The following is a 17,044-nucleotide window of genomic DNA, read 5'->3' as shown; positions in this document are numbered from 1 at the left end:
GCTCACTGTACAGCTAACAGGTGTTCACTGAACCAGGCGCGGAAGCCGCCGAGACTCGTGAGCACGACGGCCGCCCCGGCCGCCTCGAGCGCCGCGCGGTCGCAGGGCCCGGTGGCCACACCGATGCCCGGGACGCCGGCGAGTCGTGCGGCATCCATGTCGTGAACGTGATCGCCCGCGTACGCCGCGGCGCCGAGCCAACGGAGTACCTCTCCCTTCTGCGCACGCCACACGTCACCCACGACGTCGTCGACGGCGAGACCGAGATGCTCGACGTGGCGACGGGCGTTCTGCTCGGCCTTGGCGGTGATGACCACGGCGCGTCCGGTCTCCGCCACAGCTGCCAGGGCATCACGGGCTCCGGGAAGCGCCGCTACTCGCTCGATCGCCAGGTCGGGGTAGATCGAGCGGTACAGCGCGGCCGCCCGCGGGACGTCGATCGGATTGAACCAGTGCGCCAGTTCGGACTCCAGCGGCGGCCCGAGTCGCGAGACCACGAGTTCGGAGTCGATCGTCACCCCGGTCCGCGCGGACAGCTCGTCGTAGACGCGCCTGATGCCGGCGCGCGAGTCGACCAGGGTCATGTCCAGGTCGAACCCGATGACGAGCGGTGCGTCACTCCTCGTCATCGACGGTGTGGACGGCCGCCTCCTCGGCGCTGGCCGCACCCGCGTCGATGCCGACGTCGTCGCCGACGAGGGCACCCTCGGTGTCTTCGCCGATACCCCGGTTGGGCTCCGCCAAACGTCCGGCGCGCTCGTCGCCGACCTCCCCGTCGTTGAGGTTCTCCTCCTCGACGGCCGCCTCCTCGTAGGGATCGGGCTCGGGGATCTCCTGGCTCAGGCGCTGCTCGAACGACTCGCCCTGCCGCTGCTCCTCGGCGGTCGTGCCGTAATCCTCACCGGCCGACCACTTCTCCGGCGCCACGAACCCTTCGTCGAGCGGATCGTCGAGGCCGCGGTCGATCAGCGTCGAGTCGGGCTCCTGGCTCGGGTACTGCGGGTCGGCGGGGATGTCGTCGCGTCCGGTGCTCATACCTTCACCCTGCCACGATCGGGAGTGTTCTCAACTCGAGTGAGCGCGACGTCGCGAACGCCACACGAGCGTCGCGACGAGGAGGATTCCGGCCGCGAGCGCGACGAGGATCGCCGGCTCGCCCCGCAGTCCGGCGAGGGCGGCGAGGAAGGCGGCCATCCCGATCGTCGACCAGATCGATGCCCAGATGGCCGCGCCGGGAAGCAGCCCGAGCAGGTAGCGCGGCCAGGGCATCGCGATGAGGCCGGCGGCGAGGTTCACCGCGGTCTGCACGCCCACGGTCAGGAAGCTCACCGTGACCGCCGGCGGCCCCCATCGGCCCACGCGGTCCATCATGGCGCGCACGCGCTCGTTCGGTCGCCGCCAATGCACGACGCCCGCGGTGATCCCCCGGCCGATGAGATAGGTGCCGCCCGCACGCAGGACGGCGACCGCGAAGAAGCCCAGCCAAGCCCAGAGCCACGGCCACGACCGCATCTGCTCGATGACGTCGCTCACAGCTCGCGCTCCATCACCAGCGCGTCGCGCCCGCGATAGTAGCCGCGGCGGCGCGCGATGGGAGCGAACCCGCTCGCCGCGTACAGTGCGATCGCCGGCCGGTTGCCGGCATCGACCTCCAGCAGCATGCGGCAGGCGCCGCGTTCGCGGGCCGCGGCGACGCCGGCCGCGAGGAGGGCGCGGCCCATGCCTTCGCGACGAAGCTCCGGCCTCACGGCGATCCGCAGCAGTTCGGCGTCGCCGGCCACGACCGAGACCGACGCATAACCCGCTGCCTGACCGGCAGCCTCGAGCACCAGGACGGCGCGATCGCCCGCCAGTTCCTCGCGCACCTGCACCTCGCTCCACGCCTCGCTCCCGAAGCACGCGGCCTCGAGCGCGACGAGTGGCGCCAGGTCGGTGTCGACGGCGGGCCGCACGGTCATGCCGTGCTCGGTTGCGGCGTCGCGTCCGGCCGGCGAAGGTAGAGCGGCTCGAGCGGTAGCGTCTCGGCGGACCCGGCGGCCACCAGCCGCGCCAGCGCGGCGGCGGACGGATCGAGCGGCCCGTGCGCGAGCGTGAGCACCTCGGAGTAGAGCTCGGCGCCACGGCCGACGACCGGTAGCCCTTGCTCCGCGACCGTCGCGGGCCGGTCGACCGCCGGTCCGAAGAGGCGGCGCCCTTCGCGGTACCGGGCCCAGTAGACCTCCTTGCGACGAGCGTCAGTCGCCACGACGAACTCGGCGGGCTCGACGACCTCGGCCGCGAGAATGTCGAGCGAGCACACCCCGTGCGTGCGAGCGCCGAGGGTCTGTCCGAGCGTCAGCGCGGTGACCACACCCACGCGCAGGCCCGTGAAGGGTCCGGGACCGACGCCGACGGCGATGTCGGTGACGTCGCGCATCGATGCTCCGGCCGACTCCAGCGCCCGCCGGATCTGCGCCGCGAGGAGCTCGCCGTGCGCCATCGCTCCGCGCGCTTCGGCTTCGCCGACGATGTCGGCGCCGTCGTGCACCGCGACGGTGATGGCGGGTGTGGCGGTGTCGAAGGCGAGCAGCAGCACGACCCCAGCCTAGCTTCGGCCCCTCGACGGCTCGCCGAGTCCCGAGCCCGGACGGGCGTCGCCGTCAGGCCAGCAACGTGGAGCGCAGCGGGACGCCGACCCAGCGAGGACCGCGGGGGCGAATCGTCACGACCCGCATGTCGGGCGACTCGACCCCCACCGCCGTGCCGAGAGGATCGGAGTCGTCGGCATCTCGCGCCTCGATCGTCACGGAGAGCCAGCTGTCGGCCAGTTGCTCGGCCCGTCCCTCGCCCCATTCGACGACCGTGATCGACTCCTCGGTCGTGGCGTCGAGGTCGAGATCGTCGATCTCGGCCGGATCGCTCAGCCGGTAGGCGTCGACGTGGACGAGGCCCGGGCCGCCGGTCAGGGACGGGTGGTTGCGGGCGATGACGAACGTCGGCGACGTGATCGGCCCGCGCACGCCCAGCGCTTCGCCGAGGCCCTGCGTGAACGTCGTCTTGCCCGCGCCGAGATCGCCGCTGAGCACGAGCAGGTCGCCGGCGCGCAGCAAGGTGACGAGCTTGCCGGCCAGCGCGTGCATGGCGTCGACGTCGGGGACCTCGCGCGAGAGCCACAGCGTCTTGGCCATGTGGATCATCGTCCCGGTGCGGGCGACGGGCTGATACAACTTGCGGGTCCAGAACCGGACCGTGTCGGGCAGTTCCTCGCGCACATCGAGCCAGATGCCGTCCTTGCCGCGTTCCTCCGCGATGTCTTCAGCGACGCCGACCATCGCCGACGCGACCCCGCGATCGCGGCCCTGCGGGTGGACGCTCACCCGCCGCAGGCCCAGAGTGCCGGGGCGAGACTCGTCAAACAAGATGGCGCCGATCGGCCGATCGCGCCGCATCGCCAGCAAGCCGCCCGACGTCCGCAAGACGGCGGCGACGGTGTCCTCGGTCTCGTCGAAGGCCGTCGTGGGCGGGTCCAGCGGCGGGCGGGCCGCGAAGGAACGGTGGATCACCTCCACCACCGCTGCAGCATGCTCCGGTCCTGCCTCGATGACGTCGAGCGCTGTCACACAGCCTCCTTGAGCACCCGTTCGATCGCTTCGGTCACCTGCTCGGGCTCCTCGAACATCATCATGTGCCCCACGTCGTTGACGATCACGAGTTCAGCGCCCTCGATGTGGTCGGCCAGCCACCGGCTGTGCGAGAACGGCGTGAGGACGTCCCGTGTGCCGCCCACCACGACCGTCGGCACCTTCGAGATCGACCCGAGCCCCTCCCCCAGGTCGAGGTCGAGGAAGTTCGGGTAGAAGTCGGCGATCACGTGCGACGGGGCGCGCAAGATCATCTCGTTGGAGAGATCCGCCGCGGTCTCGGTCGCGTGAGGTCCCAGCGCCCAGCGCTTGATGATCGAGTAGCTGTTGAACTGACGTCCCCAGTCCAGCAACGGCGTCGTGACGCGCATGAGTCGGGCGATGTAACGCAAGGCGGGGCTCTTGCGCATGAGCTTTCCGGCGCTCGTCCCGAGCAGCACGACGCCGGTGACCCGCTCTTCGAAGACCGGCCGGTGCCGCGCGGCGAACCGCATGATCGCCATGCCACCCATCGAGTGACCGACGAGGACGATCGGACCGTCCGGCACGAGGCTCTCCACCACCGTGAGCAGGTCGTCGGCGAGGTCGTCGAGCCTCGAGTTCGCCGGGCCGGTCCGCCCGGACCGTCCGTGCGAGCGCAGATCGCAGAAGACCAGGCGGGCTTCGCCGCGTAGCGCCACCCGCTGGTAGTGCCAGGTGTCCAGGTCGCACAGCCACCCGTGCAGGAACACGATCGTCGGGGCCGGCCCGTCGTCGACCTCGACGTGGAGCGGGACGTCGTCGTGCGCGGCCAGGAAGTGCGAATCCCCGTGGACACTGCCGAACGGGATCTCCTCAGCCCGCCGGAGCCGTCGCTGCTGCATGGACCGGTTCTTGAAGACGGTGGCTGCGACGCCGGCGGCGGCGAACGCCCCGGCGGTGGCGGCCGCTCGGGTGACGTACTTGCTCATCGTTCTCCTCGGTAGCTGCGGGCCCAGCGTCCGGCCAGCCGGGTGACGATCTCGTAGCCGATCGTCCCGGCAGCGACCGCCCAGTCCTCGACACCGGGCTCGCCGTCGTCGCCGGGGCCGAACAGGGTCACGACGTCACCGCGCCGCGCGGGCACGTCACCCAGCTCGACGACGAACTGATCCATGCAGATCGTTCCACGGACGGGGAGCCGGCGTCCCGCGAACCCCACCTCAGCGCGATTCGAGGCGGTGCGGTGGATGCCCTCGCCGTAGCCCACCGGGACGAGCCCGAGCCGCGTCGGATGCTCGGCTTGCCAGCGGTATCCGTAGGAGACACGGGCTCCGGCCTCGACGTCTTTGACGTGCGCGAGCCGCGCCCGCGCGGTGAGCACGGGCCGGACGCCCGGCACCGGTACCGCGGGGTCGGGAGCAATCCCGTACGACGCGATGCCGACCCGGACGAGATCGAGGTGCGCGCTCGGCTGGGTGAGGATGCCGGCCGAATTGCACAGATGACGTATCCCCGGTTCGAGGCCGGCGACGGCCATGTCGTCGAGCGCGGCGCGGAACAGCTTCTCCTGCTCGTCGGTAGCCGAGTTGTCCGGCTCGTCGGCGCAGGCGAAGTGCGACCAGACGCCGGTGACGGCGATCCGCCCGAGCGACTGTGCTCGGGCGGCCGCGTGCACCAGCGCCGTCCAGTCGCGACCGTAGCGGGCGCCGTTGCGGGACAGGCCCGTGTCGACCTTGAGCTGGACGCGGGACCGGCGGGGGGACGCCGCCAGGATCTCGTCCAGTTGCTCGACCGACGAGGCCGTGACCTCGACGCCGGCGTCGATCAGTTCCGCGAAGGGCGCGCCGGGCGCGGCGAGCCAGCACAGCAGCGCACCGGAGTCGCCGGCCGCCCTGAGCGCCAGCGCCTCCTCGGCGGTCGCCACGCCGAGCCACTCTGCGCCGGCGTCGCGGGCGGCTCGAGCCACCGGCAGCATCCCGTGCCCGTATCCGTTCGCCTTGACGACGGCCATCTGCTGCGCGCCGGGAGCCATGGCCCGAAGCGCCGCCAGGTTCTCGCGATACGCGTCGAGGTCGACGACGAGCTCGGCCTGCGGTGTCATCGTGTCCCCTCGTCGTCGAGTACTCCCTCGAGGAAGTCGTGCAGCGCACCGGACAGGTGATCGGCCACCGCGTGCGCGGGGAAGGGCCCTCCCTGCGCGGCGCGGACTCCCGCGACACCGTGGAGGAAGGCGCCGAGGGAGCCGGCCTCGACGGTGTCGAGCCCCGCCGCGAGCAGCGATCCGATGAAGCCGGCGAGCACGTCGCCCGCCCCGGCCGTACCGAGCCAGGGCGTGCCGGACAGGTTGACCCGGACCCGCCCGTCAGGCGACACGACGAGGGTGCGGGGTCCCTTCAGCAGGACGGTGGCGTTCCAGCGTTCCGCTGCGCGGCGCGCGTGGCCGAGCGGATCGCCCTCCACGTCCGCCCGTTCGACGTCGAGCAAGCGGGCGAGTTCACCGGCATGCGGAGTCAGGAGAACGTCGGGCCGCAGGCGTTCGGGCAGGTGGCCGAGCGCCGACGCGTCGACCACGACGGGCACTCCGTCGGCGAGAGCGGCGGCCAGCGGCGCGGGGCTGTCCTCACCGCCCGGGCCGACGACCCAGGCCTGGACCCGGCCCCGTCCCGCCACGACCTCGGGCGCGCGGTCGACGACGCGCGCGGCAAGATCGGCCTCCCCGACGAACCGCACCATCCCGGCGGGACCGGCTTGGGCGCCGGCCACGCACAGATGGGCGGCGCCGGCGTACTCGGGCGAGCCGGCCTCGATGCCGACCACACCGCGCTCGTACTTGTGGGTTTCCGGGCCAGGAACCAGGGACCGGTACCGATCCGCGTCGCCGGCCTCGAGAGCTTCCGCGGCAGGTGCGGGCAGGTGAGGGGTGAGGCCGATGTCGCGCACGAGCACACGCCCGCTCGCCAGCCCGCCCCGGCCGACGAGCAGTCCGACCTTCGCGGTACCGAAGGTGACCGTGAGATCGGCGGCGATGGACACGCCGGGCCGGGCACCGTCGTCGACCCCGATGCCGGACGGCACATCGACCGCCACGACGAACGGACGGCGGTCCTCAACCCATCGCGCCCACTCCGCAGCCCGACCCTCGAGCCCGGGCCGAGCGCCGATGCCGAAGATCGCATCGACGGCGTAGGCATGCTCGCCTGGTCCGTCCACGAGTCGTGCGCCCGCCGCGAGCGCGTCGGCGAGTCCCGCCTCGTGGACGTGGCCGCGGTCCAGCAGTGCGAGGTCGACGCGACGACCCCGGCGACAGAGCGCTGCCGCGGCGAAGAGCGCGTCACCGCCGTTGTTGCCCGGGCCGACCAGCACGACCGGGACTGACGTCTCGGGGACGACGCCGACCAGCACCTCGGTCAGCTCGGCGACCGCCCGCTGCATGAGGCCGTCCCATCCGGCGGACGCCGCAGCGGCCTCCTCGGCGGCGCGGATGCCGGCGACCCGGTGAGCGGTCAGCATGCCGTCACTCGACGGTGACCGACTTGGCGAGGTTGCGCGGCTGATCGACGTCGTGGCCGAGCTGGGTCGCGATCTCGCACGCGAAGATCTGCAGCGGCACCGTGGCCACGAGCGGCTGCAGCAGCGTCGGGACCTTGGGCAAGCGGATGATCTCGTCGGCGTAAGCCACCACGGAGTCGTCCCCCTCCTCGACCAGGGCGATGGTGCGCGCACCGCGGGCCCGCACCTCCTGGATGTTGGACAGGATCTTCTCCTGCAGCTGATCGCGAGCCTTGGGCGGTACGACGACGAAGACCGGGACGCCCTCCTCGATGACGGCGATCGGTCCGTGCTTGAGCTCACCGGCGGCGAAGCCTTCGGCGTGAAGGTACGCCAGCTCCTTGAGCTTCAGCGCGCCTTCCAGGGCCACCGGGTACCCCACGTGACGCCCGAGGAACATGATCGAGCGACTGCCGGCGAGGTCGCTGGCGAGCTTGCGCACCTGCTCGCCGCGATCGAGCACGGTCTGCACTGCCGCCGGGATCTTGTCGAGCTCGTCGAGGATCGCGCGGATCTCGTCGCCGTACTTGACACCCTTCGTCTGGGCGAAGTAGAGCGCGAGCAGGTAACACGCCACGACCTGCGCGAGGAAGCCCTTCGTGGAGGCGACCGCGATCTCGGGACCGGCGTGCGTGTAGATCACCGCGTCGGACTCACGCGGGATGGTGGAACCGTTGGTGTTGCAGATCGAGAGCACCCGCGCCCGCTGCTCGCGGGCGTAGCGGATCGCCATGAGCGTGTCCATGGTCTCGCCCGACTGGCTGATCGTGACCACGAGCGTCGTGTGGTCGAGGATGGGGTCGCGGTAGCGAAACTCCGAGGCGAGTTCGACCTCGCAGGGGATGCGTGTCCAGTGCTCGATGGCGTATTTGGCCACCATGCCCGCGTAGTACGAGGTGCCGCACGCGATGACGATGATCTTGTCGACCTCGCGGAGCTCGCCATCGGAGAGCCGCATCTCGTCCAGCTGCAGCCGGCCGTCCGCGCCGATGCGCCCCAAGAGGGTGTCGGCGATGGCCTGCGGCTGCTCGTGAATCTCCTTGACCATGAACCAGTCGTAACCGCCCTTCTCGGCGGCCGAGACGTCCCAGTCGACCGTGTACTCCTTGGTGGTCACGGGGGCGCCGTGAAAATCGGTGACCCGCACGTCGTCGGCGGTGATCTCCACGACCTGGTCCTGACCGAGTTCGATCGCGGACTTGGTGTAGTCGATGAAGGCGGCGACGTCGGAACCGAGGAAGTTCTCCCCCTCGCCGCGGCCCACCACGAGCGGCGAGTTGCGCCGGGCGCCGACCACCTTGTCCGGGCTGTCCGCGTCGGCGATCACCAGGGTGAACGCCCCTTCGAGCCGGCGGCACACCTCGCGCACGGCGTCGCCGAGGTCGGGGGTGCTCTGCAGTGCACGGTGCACGAGGTGCGCGACGGTCTCGGTGTCGGTCTCGGACAAGAACTCGTAACCGTCGGCCTCGAGTTCCTCGCGCAGGAGTGCGAAGTTCTCGATGATGCCGTTGTGCACCACCGCGACGCGGCTGCTCGCGTCCAGGTGCGGGTGCGCGTTGACGTCGTTCGGAGCACCGTGCGTGGCCCACCGGGTGTGCCCGACACCCGTGGTGGCATGGGGCAACGGTCGTTCCGCCAGAGCGGCGTCGAGGTTGGCGAGCTTGCCCGCCTTCTTGGCGCTGGCGATGCCGTCCGCCGTCACGAGCGCGACTCCCCCGGAGTCGTATCCGCGGTACTCGAGACGGCGTAGACCGCCCATCACGACGTCGACGGCGGGGCGCGTCCCCACGTATCCCACGATTCCGCACATAGCTTCCAGGGTACCCAGTGCGAGGTCAGGAGCTGTGATCGCAACAATGGTGCCCATGTCACGCGAGCTGACGCCGTTCGTCGAGCTGGAACGGTCCGCCTGGGCCGAGCTCGCCGACGACTCACCCGTGCCCCTCACGGAGGCGGAGATCGCCCGCGTGCGCGGCCTCGGCGAAGAACTCGATCTCGACGAGGTCGGGCAGGTCTATCTCCCCCTCACGCAGTTGATCAGCTTGCGCGTCCGGATGGCCAACACCCTCTACCGCGCCACCGAGCGCTTCCTGGGGAATCCGCAGGCCACCAAGGTCCCCTTCGTCATCGGTCTGGCCGGTTCGGTCGCCGTGGGCAAGTCCACGACCGCTCGCCTCCTGCGCGAACTCCTGGCTCAGCGCGAGGAGCATCCCGACGTCGCGCTGGTGACCACCGACGGCTTCCTGCTCCCCAACGCCGAGCTGGAGAAGCGCGGCATCCTCGACCGCAAGGGGTTCCCCGAGTCCTACGACCGCAAGGCGCTCCTGCGGTTCGTCATGAGTGTCAAGAGCGGTGCCGAGAAGGTCGAGGCGCCGGTCTACTCCCACCTGACGTACGACGTGACCGACGACGTCGTCGTCATCAACCGTCCCGACATCGTGATCGTCGAGGGACTGAACGTCCTCGCGCCTGCGCGTGCGCGAGGCGACGGGAGTCCAGGGCTGGCGATCAGCGACTTCTTCGACTTCGGAATCTACGTCGACGCGTCGAGCCGAGACATCCGCCGGTGGTACATCAACCGGTTCCTGCGGTTGCGGGAGACCGCGTTCGCCGATCCGGCCTCGTACTTCCACCGCTACAGCTCGTTCACCGACGAGCAGGCCGTGTCGCGCGCCGAGGAGCTGTGGGACAGCATCAACTGGCCCAACCTGCGCGAGAACATCGCCAGCACGCGGGGCCGTGCCGATCTCGTGCTGCGCAAGGGTTCGGACCACACCGTCAAGTGGGTGCGCCTCCGCAAGCTCTGAGCGGCGGCCGCCGCTCGGGCCCCCGCCCCTCGCCGGCGGGCTGACGCTCCGCCCGATGCACGGTCGTGCTCAGATAAGGTGGGAACCGCTGCGCCCCGTGGTGGTCAGCGCTGACGCGCACCGCGCTCCGCAGGATCCCTCCGGTTCTCGTTCGCACGCGCCGGACGGTGACGACCGACCTCGCCGACTCGAAGGAGCGATATGCCGCGCAGTGCTCCGGCCTGGCTGAAGATTCTGGTGCTCTCCCTGTGCGGCATGGTCTCGGCTCTGCAGTTCACGCTGGTCATCCCGCTGCTGCCGGCCTTCCCCGAGCTGCTCGACATCTCGGTCTCCGACTCGTCCTGGCTGGTCACCGCCACCTTGCTGACCGCGGCCGTCGGCACGCCGATCATCGCCCGGATGGCCGATATGTACGGCAAACGCCGGATGCTGCTGGTCGCGCTCGGCGCGATGATCCTCGGCTCGGTGATCTGCGCGCTCGAAGCGTCGTTCGTCGCCATGATCATCGGTCGTGCGCTGCAAGGCTTCGGCGCATCGCTCATCGCGGTCGGCATCAGCATTCTGCGCGACGAGCTCCCCCCGAAGCGGATCGGCACGGCGGTGGCGCTGATGAGCGCCACGATGGGGATCGGTTCCGCGCTCGGACTTCCGCTCGCAGGGGTACTCACCGACTGGCTCGGCTGGCACTCGATCTTCTGGTTCGGCGCCGTGGCCGGCGCGATACTCGTCATCTCCCTGCTGGTCGTGGTCGACGAGTCACCGGTCCGCACGCCGGGGCGCTTCGACGTCCTCGGCGCGGTGCTGCTCTCCGCGGCGCTCGTGTGCCTGTTGCTGCCCATCTCCAAGGGCAGCGTCTGGGGGTGGGGCGAGCCGATCGTCATCGGACTGCTCGCGTCCTCGGTCGCGCTGCTCGCGGTCTGGGTTCCGGTAGAGCTGCGGATCAATCAGCCGATGGTGGACCTGCGCACCAGTGCCCGGCGGCCGGTGCTCATCACGAACGTCGCCTCGATCTTCGCGGGCATGGCGATGTTCGTGAACATGCTGGTGACCGTCCAGATCCTTCAGCAGCCCACCGGGATCGGAGCGGGCTTCGGGCTCGACGTCACCGCGGCCGGCTTGGCGATGGTTCCCTCGGGGCTCGCGATGGTCGCGATCTCACCGCTCTCGGGATGGCTGCTGGGTCGCTGGGGCGGCCGGGTGGTGCTGCTCGTCGGCGCGAGCCTGATGACGCTCACGTACATCGGCCGGGTCTTCTACGCGGACTCGGTCGCCGCCGTGGTGGTCGGCTCGACCCTGGTCGGCATCGGCACCGCGCTGACCTTCGCCGCGATGCCGACGCTGATCATGTCGTCGGTGCCGATCACCGAGACGGCGTCGGCCAATGGACTCAATTCCCTCGTGCGGTCGATCGGTACGTCACTGGCCAGCACGCTGGTCGCGGCGATCATGGCGGCGTACACCGTCGAGGCCGCCGGTGCCGCCTTCGCCTCCGAGCAGGCCTTCCACCTCGTCCTCTGGCTCGGCGCACTCGCCGCCGGGATCTGTGCCGGGCTGGCCACCCTGATCCCCCGCGACCGGCGCACGCACCACGAACAGGAACTGGCTCGCGCCCAAGGACGAGAGAAGCAGGAAGCCGTCGTCCGCGGCCAGATCAGCATGGCCCGGGCGTGCGAAGCCCGCGGAACGATTCTCGTCTCGGTCCTCGACGTGCACGGCGAGCAGCTGGACTGGAGCAGGGCCGACAACGACGGACGGTACTCGGTCGTGCTTCCCGGTCGGGGCACCTACGTGGTCATCGCCAACGCCGTGGGTTGGGCACCCACCGCTGCGGTCTTCGACTTCACCGGCGGCGAGGTGGAACAGCATCTGATGCTCACCGAAGAGCTCACCGTCTCCGGCACCGTGACGCGCGGCGGCCAGCCCGCAGCCGGCGCCCTCGTCGCGCTCAGCGAGGCCACCGGCAAGCAGGTCGGTTCGGTGCACTGCGATGATCAAGGTCGCTACACCTTCCAGCTGCCGCCGACGGGCCGTTACGTCCTCATCGCGTACGACGCGTCCACCGGGCACGCCCACGCCCGCAAAGTGCTGTTGACCCTCGAGTCGCAGATCGTCGACATCGACATCCCCCTCGAGGAGTCTGTCGATGCCCGGACTTCGGGAGCGTCCACGACGACCTGAGCGGGCGCTGGCGAGTCAGGACCGCGGCAGATCGATCGCGTACTCGGTGGCGTACCCGATCAGCCGGTAGCCGAGTGCCTCGTTCACGGCGATCATCGGCACATTGGAGGCGGCGTTCCAGGTCGTGATGCGGCGACGTCCGTCGAGCAGATCGGCAGCCTCCCGCATCGCGGCCGCCTTGAGGCTCAGCCCCAGCCCGTGCCCCCGATGGTCGGCCAGCACGAGGGTGTCCCACTGATACACCTCGTCGCTCGCGTCGGGAACGATCAGCTGAGTGTGTCCGACGAGCGCTCCGTGCGGCGAGACCGCTGCCACGATCTGCGCCGCCCGTCCGCTCTCCTGCCACTGCCGCGCCTCGAGCTCGAGCCGGGCAGCGTCCCAGTACTCGTTCTCCCACGGCACGTCACCCAGCGGCGCTTCCTGGGTGATCAGGCTGCGCAGGTGCGCGTACTCCTCCCGCCACTGTTCGGGTGCGAGTCCACGCCAGGCGACGAGTCGATAGCCGTCGCGGGCGGGGGCCGCCGGCGGTTCGGCCGGCAGCGGCAGCTCACGGACGGCGTTGACGAGGTCGACCCGAAACCCCAGGTTCTCGGCGAAGCGCGCGCTCCCGCTCTCGGTCTCGTCGACGCGTCTGACCGCCTCGCCCGCGACGATGGTGCGTCCGCGGTCGCGCAGCGCCGGAGAGAGTTCGCGCCATAAGGCGGAGCCGATGCCGCGCCGGCGATGTTCGGGGGCGACGAAGATCGTCGCGAACGCGTTCTGGACGTTGTCCTTGAGCGGAAGCTCGGCCCATGCGCCGCCGACGGGCTCGCCCGCGTCGACCGCGACGAGTACGAGCGCCTCACCGTACTCGTCGCCGGCGAGCTTGAGCCGCAACTCGCGAAACTCCCACGGTGGGTCGAGCTGGGTGTCGATCGACCGCGCGTAGAGCGCATGGAACCCGGCGTACACGTCGTCGTCGGCGACGTCGAGCGCGGTGATGGTGACCACGGCGTGATCCTATCGCCGCCGGACCCCCGCGTACGTCAGAGCGCGAGCGTGGTGCGGACGACGTCGGCCAGGTGGCCCGCCACCTCGGTCGCCTCGGACTCCGTGGGGGCCTCGACCATCACGCGAACGACCGGTTCGGTGCCGGAGGGACGGAGCAGGACGCGTCCGGTGTCGCCGAGTTTGGCGGTCGCCGCCGCGATCTCGCCCTGCACCACGGGGTCCGTACCGGCGCGGGACTTGTCGACGTCGGCGACGTTGACCAGCACCTGCGGCAGGCGGGTCACGACCGCGGCGAGATCGCTCATCGGTCGACCCGAGTTGACCATCTCGGCCGCCAAGTGCACCGCGGTCAGCGTGCCGTCGCCCGTCGTGGCGAATTCGCTCATGATCACATGCCCGGACTGCTCGCCACCCAGGCTGAAGCCGCCCGCCCGCATCGCCTCGAGCACATAACGGTCGCCGACCGACGTCCGCACGAGATGGAGACCGGCGGCGTCGAGCGCCAAGGAGAGCCCGAGGTTGCTCATCACCGTGGCGACCACGGTGTCGTGCTCCAGCCGACCGTCGCGCTGAGCGCGCAGCGCGAGGATGGCCAGGATCTGGTCGCCGTCGACGAGGTTGCCGCGCGCGTCCACCGCCAGGCAGCGGTCCGCGTCGCCGTCGAAGGCGAATCCCACATCAGCGCCCTGTTCGACGACCGCCCGCTGGAGGTCCTCCGGGTGGGTCGAGCCACAGCGCTCGTTGATGTTCAGCCCGTCGGGCTCGGCGTGGATCGCGACGACCTCGGCGCCGAGGCTCCGAAACGCCTCCGGCGCGGCCTCGACGGCGGCGCCGTTCGCGCAGTCGAGGACGACTTTGAGTCCCTCGAGGCGCTCGTCGACGCTGCCCGCCAGGTGCTTGACGTAGGCGCCGAGACCCGCGTGGCTGTCACCGACGCGCCCGACGTGACCGCCGGTCGGCCGGTCCCACGGCTCGCCCAGGCGCCGCTCGATGGCTTCTTCGATCTCGTCGGCGAGCTTGTGTCCGCCGCGCGCGAGGAACTTGATGCCGTTGTCGGGCATCGGGTTGTGGCTCGCCGAGATCATGACGCCCATGTCCGCCGCCAGCAGGGCGGTCAGGTACGCCGTGCCCGGAGTCGGCACGACACCGAGCCGGTGGACATCCACCCCCGCGGACGCCAAACCCGCGACCACCGCGGCCTCGAGAAACTCCCCCGAGGCGCGAGGATCGCGGGCGACGACGGCCGTGGGCCGCTGGTCGGCGAAGGCGCCGGCCTCCCCCAACACGTGGGCGGCGGCGACGGAGAGATCGACCGCGAGTTCGGCGGTCAGGTCCCTGTTCGCCAGACCCCGAACTCCGTCGGTACCGAAGATTCGGCCCACGGACGGGTCAGCGCTTGCTGTACTGCGGAGCCTTACGGGCCTTCTTGAGGCCAGCCTTCTTGCGCTCCTTGATCCGCGCGTCGCGGGTGAGCAGGCCGGCCTTCTTCAACGTCGGGCGGTTGGCCTCGACGTCGACGGCGTTGAGAGCACGAGCCACACCGAGGCGCAGCGCGCCAGCCTGGCCGGTCATGCCACCGCCGTTGACGCGCGCGATGACGTCGAAGCTGCCCTCGAGACCCGTCGACGCGAGCGCCTCCTTGGCGATCTGCTGGTGCAGCTTGTTGGGCAGGTACTCCTCGAGCGGCTTGCCGTTGACCGTCCAGGTGCCGGTGCCCGGGACGATGCGCACTCGCGCAACGGCCTCCTTGCGGCGACCGGTCGCGCCGGCGGGCGCGATGATGGACGGCTTGTCGGACGAGCCGACGCTCGCCACGGTCTCCGAGGTGTAGGCGACGCCCTCGGTGTTGGTGGTGTACTCGACCTCTTCGGTGGTGGACTCAGCCACGATGTACCTGCTCTTCTCGCTTACTGGGAGATCTGCGTGATCTCGAACGGCTGGGGCTTCTGGGCGGCATGCGGGTGATCCGGGCCGGCGTAGACCTTCAGCTTCGTGATGAGCTGACGGCCCAGGCGGTTCTTGGGGAGCATGCCGCGCACCGACTTCTCGATGGCCTTGCGGGCGTCCTTGGTGAGCAGGTCGCCGTAGGCGATCTGCTTCAGACCACCGGGGTACCCGCTGTGGCGGTAGACGTTCTTGTCGCCGCGCTTGTTGCCCGACAGGGCGACCTTCTCGGCGTTGACGATGATGACGAAGTCGCCATTGTCGACGTGGGGCGCGTAGGTCGGCTTGTGCTTGCCGCGCAGCAGCGTCGCCGCCTGGACGGCGAGACGGCCGAGAACGACGTCCTCGGCATCGATGACGTGCCACCGACGGTCGATGTCAGCAGGCTTCGGGCTGTACGTGCGCACGGCGTGACCTTCTCGCTTGTCTGGTACTGGGTTCAAGGAGGGTGCACCCGGCTCGTCGGCCACGGGCACCACGACTGTCAAGAATAACCGGCGGACCCCAGCGCGGTCAAAACGGGGTGCTGGAGATGGACCCACGATCGCATCGTGTGAGCGCGACCACTAGGTTAGAGGTGCTGCTCCACCACGGGCAGCGCGACCGTCTTTCGTCACAGGAGACCCAACGTGACCCAGAAACAGACGCTGACCGTCCGCGACAACCGTACCGGCGACGAGTACGAACTCGACATCACCGACGGCACTATCCGCGCGAGTGACGTGGGCAAGATCGGCAAGTCCGATGAAGAGCCCGGCCTCGCCGTCTATGACCCCGGCTTCACCAACACGGCCTCGACCCGCAGCGCGGTGACCTACATCGACGGTGACCGCGGCATCCTGGAATACCGCGGCTACCCGATCGAGCAACTGGCGGAGTCCTCGACGTTCCTCGAGGTGGCCTACCTGCTCATCCATGGCGAGCTGCCGACCCGCGAGCAGCACGACCAGTGGGTGCACGACATCACGTTCCACACGTTCGTGCACGAGGACATCAAGACCGTCATGCGGGGCTTCCGCTACGACGCGCACCCGATGGGGATGCTGCTGTCGAGCGTCGGAGCCCTGTCGACGTTCTACCCCGAGGCGCGCAACATCAAGGACCCGCAGATCCGTCACGAGCAGATCGTGCGGCTCATCGCGAAGATGCCGACACTCGGCGCCTGGTCCTTCCGGCACGCTCAGGGCAAGCCCTACGTCTACCCCGACAACGATCTGACCTACACCGAGAACTTCCTCTCGATGCTCTTCAAGATGAGCGAGCAGAAGTACGAGCCGGACCCGCGGCTGAGCAAGGCCCTCGAGGTGTTGTTCATCCTGCACGCCGACCACGAGCAGAACTGCTCCACCAACGCGGTGCGTTCGGTCGGTTCGAGCCAGGTCGACCCGTACTCGGCGTTGAGCGCCGGTATCGCCGCCCTCTACGGCCCGCTCCACGGCGGCGCCAACGAGGCCGTCCTGCGCATGCTCAAGCGCATCAAGACCAAGGACAACGTCCCCGCCTTCATCGAGGGCGTCAAGAACGGCGACGAACGTCTCATGGGCTTCGGCCACCGGGTCTACAAGAACTACGACCCGCGAGCCAAGATCATCAAGAAGGCCACCGAGGACGTCTTCGAGGTCACCGGCGTCAACCCGCTCCTGGAGGTCGCGCAGGAGCTGGAGAAGATCGCGCTCGAGGACGAGTACTTCGTGTCGCGCAAGCTGTACCCGAACGTCGACTTCTACTCCGGCCTCATCTACGAGGCGCTGCAGTTCCCGCCGGAGATGTTCACCGTGCTGTTCGCCATTCCGCGCACCGCGGGCTGGCTGGCGCAGTGGCTGGAGCTGGTCGACGATCCGGAGCAGAAGATCGCTCGCCCCAAGCAGATCTACACCGGCGAGCGCCAGCTCGACTTCGTCCCGGCCGCCCAGCGCTGGAGCTGAGACCACCAGGAGACGAAGAGAAACCTCCCGCAGCGGGGAGGATCGCCGGCCGACGGCGATCCTCCCCGCT

At 69.9% G+C, this 17,044-nt stretch carries 17 protein-coding genes; 3 read left to right on the top strand and 14 right to left on the bottom strand.

Annotated elements, in window-relative coordinates:
* Window positions 1–2: 2 nt before the first annotated feature.
* The 10 genes from D9V41_RS05565 to glmS all read right to left on the bottom strand — a co-directional run bounded on the left by D9V41_RS05565 (window position 3) and on the right by glmS (window position 8,940).
* The gene (locus D9V41_RS05565; RefSeq protein ID WP_121793548.1) at window positions 3–629 is read right to left on the bottom strand and encodes an HAD family hydrolase; all 627 of its coding nucleotides are present in this window, start codon (window positions 627–629) and stop codon (window positions 3–5) included.
* On the bottom strand, window positions 616–1,035 hold the full coding sequence (locus D9V41_RS05560; RefSeq protein ID WP_121793547.1) for a DUF5709 domain-containing protein: 420 nt from the start codon (window positions 1,033–1,035) through the stop codon (window positions 616–618). The genes D9V41_RS05565 and D9V41_RS05560 overlap by 14 nt, the downstream gene beginning before the upstream one ends.
* Before the next feature lie 30 nt (window positions 1,036–1,065).
* A complete protein-coding gene (locus D9V41_RS05555; protein WP_121793546.1) occupies window positions 1,066–1,533 on the bottom strand; it encodes a DedA family protein in 468 nt (155 codons plus the stop codon).
* Complete coding sequence (rimI, locus tag D9V41_RS05550; protein ID WP_121793545.1) at window positions 1,530–1,958, bottom strand: ribosomal protein S18-alanine N-acetyltransferase; 429 nt, start codon at window positions 1,956–1,958, stop codon at window positions 1,530–1,532. Before rimI ends, D9V41_RS05555 begins: the two co-directional genes overlap by 4 nt.
* Entirely contained in the window at window positions 1,955–2,575 is a 621-nt protein-coding gene (gene tsaB, locus D9V41_RS05545; RefSeq protein ID WP_121793544.1) for a tRNA (adenosine(37)-N6)-threonylcarbamoyltransferase complex dimerization subunit type 1 TsaB, read from the bottom strand. The genes rimI and tsaB overlap by 4 nt, the downstream gene beginning before the upstream one ends.
* A gap of 64 nt (window positions 2,576–2,639) precedes the next feature.
* The gene (gene tsaE, locus D9V41_RS05540) at window positions 2,640–3,599 is read right to left on the bottom strand and encodes a tRNA (adenosine(37)-N6)-threonylcarbamoyltransferase complex ATPase subunit type 1 TsaE (protein ID WP_121793543.1); all 960 of its coding nucleotides are present in this window, start codon (window positions 3,597–3,599) and stop codon (window positions 2,640–2,642) included.
* Entirely contained in the window at window positions 3,596–4,570 is a 975-nt protein-coding gene (locus tag D9V41_RS05535; RefSeq protein WP_121793542.1) for an alpha/beta fold hydrolase, read from the bottom strand. Before D9V41_RS05535 ends, tsaE begins: the two co-directional genes overlap by 4 nt.
* Complete coding sequence (gene alr, locus D9V41_RS05530; RefSeq protein WP_121793541.1) at window positions 4,567–5,682, bottom strand: alanine racemase; 1,116 nt, start codon at window positions 5,680–5,682, stop codon at window positions 4,567–4,569. The genes D9V41_RS05535 and alr overlap by 4 nt, the downstream gene beginning before the upstream one ends.
* Entirely contained in the window at window positions 5,679–7,091 is a 1,413-nt protein-coding gene (locus tag D9V41_RS05525; RefSeq protein WP_121793540.1) for a bifunctional ADP-dependent NAD(P)H-hydrate dehydratase/NAD(P)H-hydrate epimerase, read from the bottom strand. Before D9V41_RS05525 ends, alr begins: the two co-directional genes overlap by 4 nt.
* A gap of 4 nt (window positions 7,092–7,095) precedes the next feature.
* Complete coding sequence (glmS, locus tag D9V41_RS05520; RefSeq protein WP_121793539.1) at window positions 7,096–8,940, bottom strand: glutamine--fructose-6-phosphate transaminase (isomerizing); 1,845 nt, start codon at window positions 8,938–8,940, stop codon at window positions 7,096–7,098.
* 46 nt (window positions 8,941–8,986) lie between these two features.
* On the opposite strand from glmS, the gene coaA reads away from it, so the two are divergent.
* Together coaA and D9V41_RS05510 are read left to right on the top strand one after the other, a co-directional pair.
* Window positions 8,987–9,937, top strand: coding sequence for a type I pantothenate kinase (coaA, locus tag D9V41_RS05515; protein WP_121793538.1), 951 nt, complete (start codon window positions 8,987–8,989; stop codon window positions 9,935–9,937).
* 201 nt (window positions 9,938–10,138) lie between these two features.
* A complete protein-coding gene (locus D9V41_RS05510; RefSeq protein WP_208006755.1) occupies window positions 10,139–12,115 on the top strand; it encodes an MFS transporter in 1,977 nt (658 codons plus the stop codon).
* A gap of 15 nt (window positions 12,116–12,130) precedes the next feature.
* Here the strand turns inward: D9V41_RS05510 and D9V41_RS05505 are convergent, their stop codons facing one another.
* The 4 genes from D9V41_RS05505 to rplM are packed head-to-tail and all read right to left on the bottom strand — an operon-like array spanning window position 12,131 to window position 15,456.
* Window positions 12,131–13,105, bottom strand: coding sequence for a GNAT family N-acetyltransferase (locus D9V41_RS05505; RefSeq protein WP_121793537.1), 975 nt, complete (start codon window positions 13,103–13,105; stop codon window positions 12,131–12,133).
* A gap of 35 nt (window positions 13,106–13,140) precedes the next feature.
* Window positions 13,141–14,487 (bottom strand): phosphoglucosamine mutase, encoded by a 1,347-nt coding sequence (gene glmM, locus D9V41_RS05500; RefSeq protein ID WP_121793536.1) that lies wholly within the window; start codon window positions 14,485–14,487, stop codon window positions 13,141–13,143.
* Between the two features lie 7 nt (window positions 14,488–14,494).
* Window positions 14,495–14,992, bottom strand: a complete 498-nt coding sequence (rpsI, locus tag D9V41_RS05495) for a 30S ribosomal protein S9 (protein WP_121793535.1) — start codon at window positions 14,990–14,992, stop codon at window positions 14,495–14,497.
* Between the two features lie 20 nt (window positions 14,993–15,012).
* Entirely contained in the window at window positions 15,013–15,456 is a 444-nt protein-coding gene (gene rplM, locus D9V41_RS05490) for a 50S ribosomal protein L13 (protein ID WP_121793534.1), read from the bottom strand.
* A 222-nt stretch (window positions 15,457–15,678) separates the two neighbouring features.
* Between rplM and D9V41_RS05485 the strand changes: the two genes are divergently transcribed.
* Complete coding sequence (locus D9V41_RS05485; protein ID WP_121793533.1) at window positions 15,679–16,974, top strand: citrate synthase; 1,296 nt, start codon at window positions 15,679–15,681, stop codon at window positions 16,972–16,974.
* Window positions 16,975–17,044: the final 70 nt, after the last annotated feature.

Origin of the sequence: Aeromicrobium phragmitis, assembly GCF_003674095.1 — a bacterium.
GTDB classification, from domain to species: domain Bacteria; phylum Actinomycetota; class Actinomycetes; order Propionibacteriales; family Nocardioidaceae; genus Aeromicrobium; species Aeromicrobium phragmitis.
This window is presented reverse-complemented; position numbering and strand designations above follow the sequence as displayed.

What these genes read in the sequence shown, in the direction of transcription:
- D9V41_RS05565 (WP_121793548.1), bottom strand. Translation starts at nt 629, where the DNA reads ATGACGAGGAGTGACGCACCGCTCGTCATCGGGTTCGACCTGGACATG.
- D9V41_RS05560 (WP_121793547.1), bottom strand. Translation starts at nt 1,035, where the DNA reads ATGAGCACCGGACGCGACGACATCCCCGCCGACCCGCAGTACCCGAGC.
- rimI (WP_121793545.1), bottom strand. Translation starts at nt 1,958, where the DNA reads ATGACCGTGCGGCCCGCCGTCGACACCGACCTGGCGCCACTCGTCGCG.
- D9V41_RS05535 (WP_121793542.1), bottom strand. Translation starts at nt 4,570, where the DNA reads ATGAGCAAGTACGTCACCCGAGCGGCCGCCACCGCCGGGGCGTTCGCC.
- alr (WP_121793541.1), bottom strand. Translation starts at nt 5,682, where the DNA reads ATGACACCGCAGGCCGAGCTCGTCGTCGACCTCGACGCGTATCGCGAG.
- D9V41_RS05525 (WP_121793540.1), bottom strand. Translation starts at nt 7,091, where the DNA reads ATGCTGACCGCTCACCGGGTCGCCGGCATCCGCGCCGCCGAGGAGGCC.
- glmS (WP_121793539.1), bottom strand. Translation starts at nt 8,940, where the DNA reads ATGTGCGGAATCGTGGGATACGTGGGGACGCGCCCCGCCGTCGACGTC.
- coaA (WP_121793538.1), top strand. Translation starts at nt 8,987, where the DNA reads ATGGTGCCCATGTCACGCGAGCTGACGCCGTTCGTCGAGCTGGAACGG.
- D9V41_RS05510 (WP_208006755.1), top strand. Translation starts at nt 10,139, where the DNA reads ATGCCGCGCAGTGCTCCGGCCTGGCTGAAGATTCTGGTGCTCTCCCTG.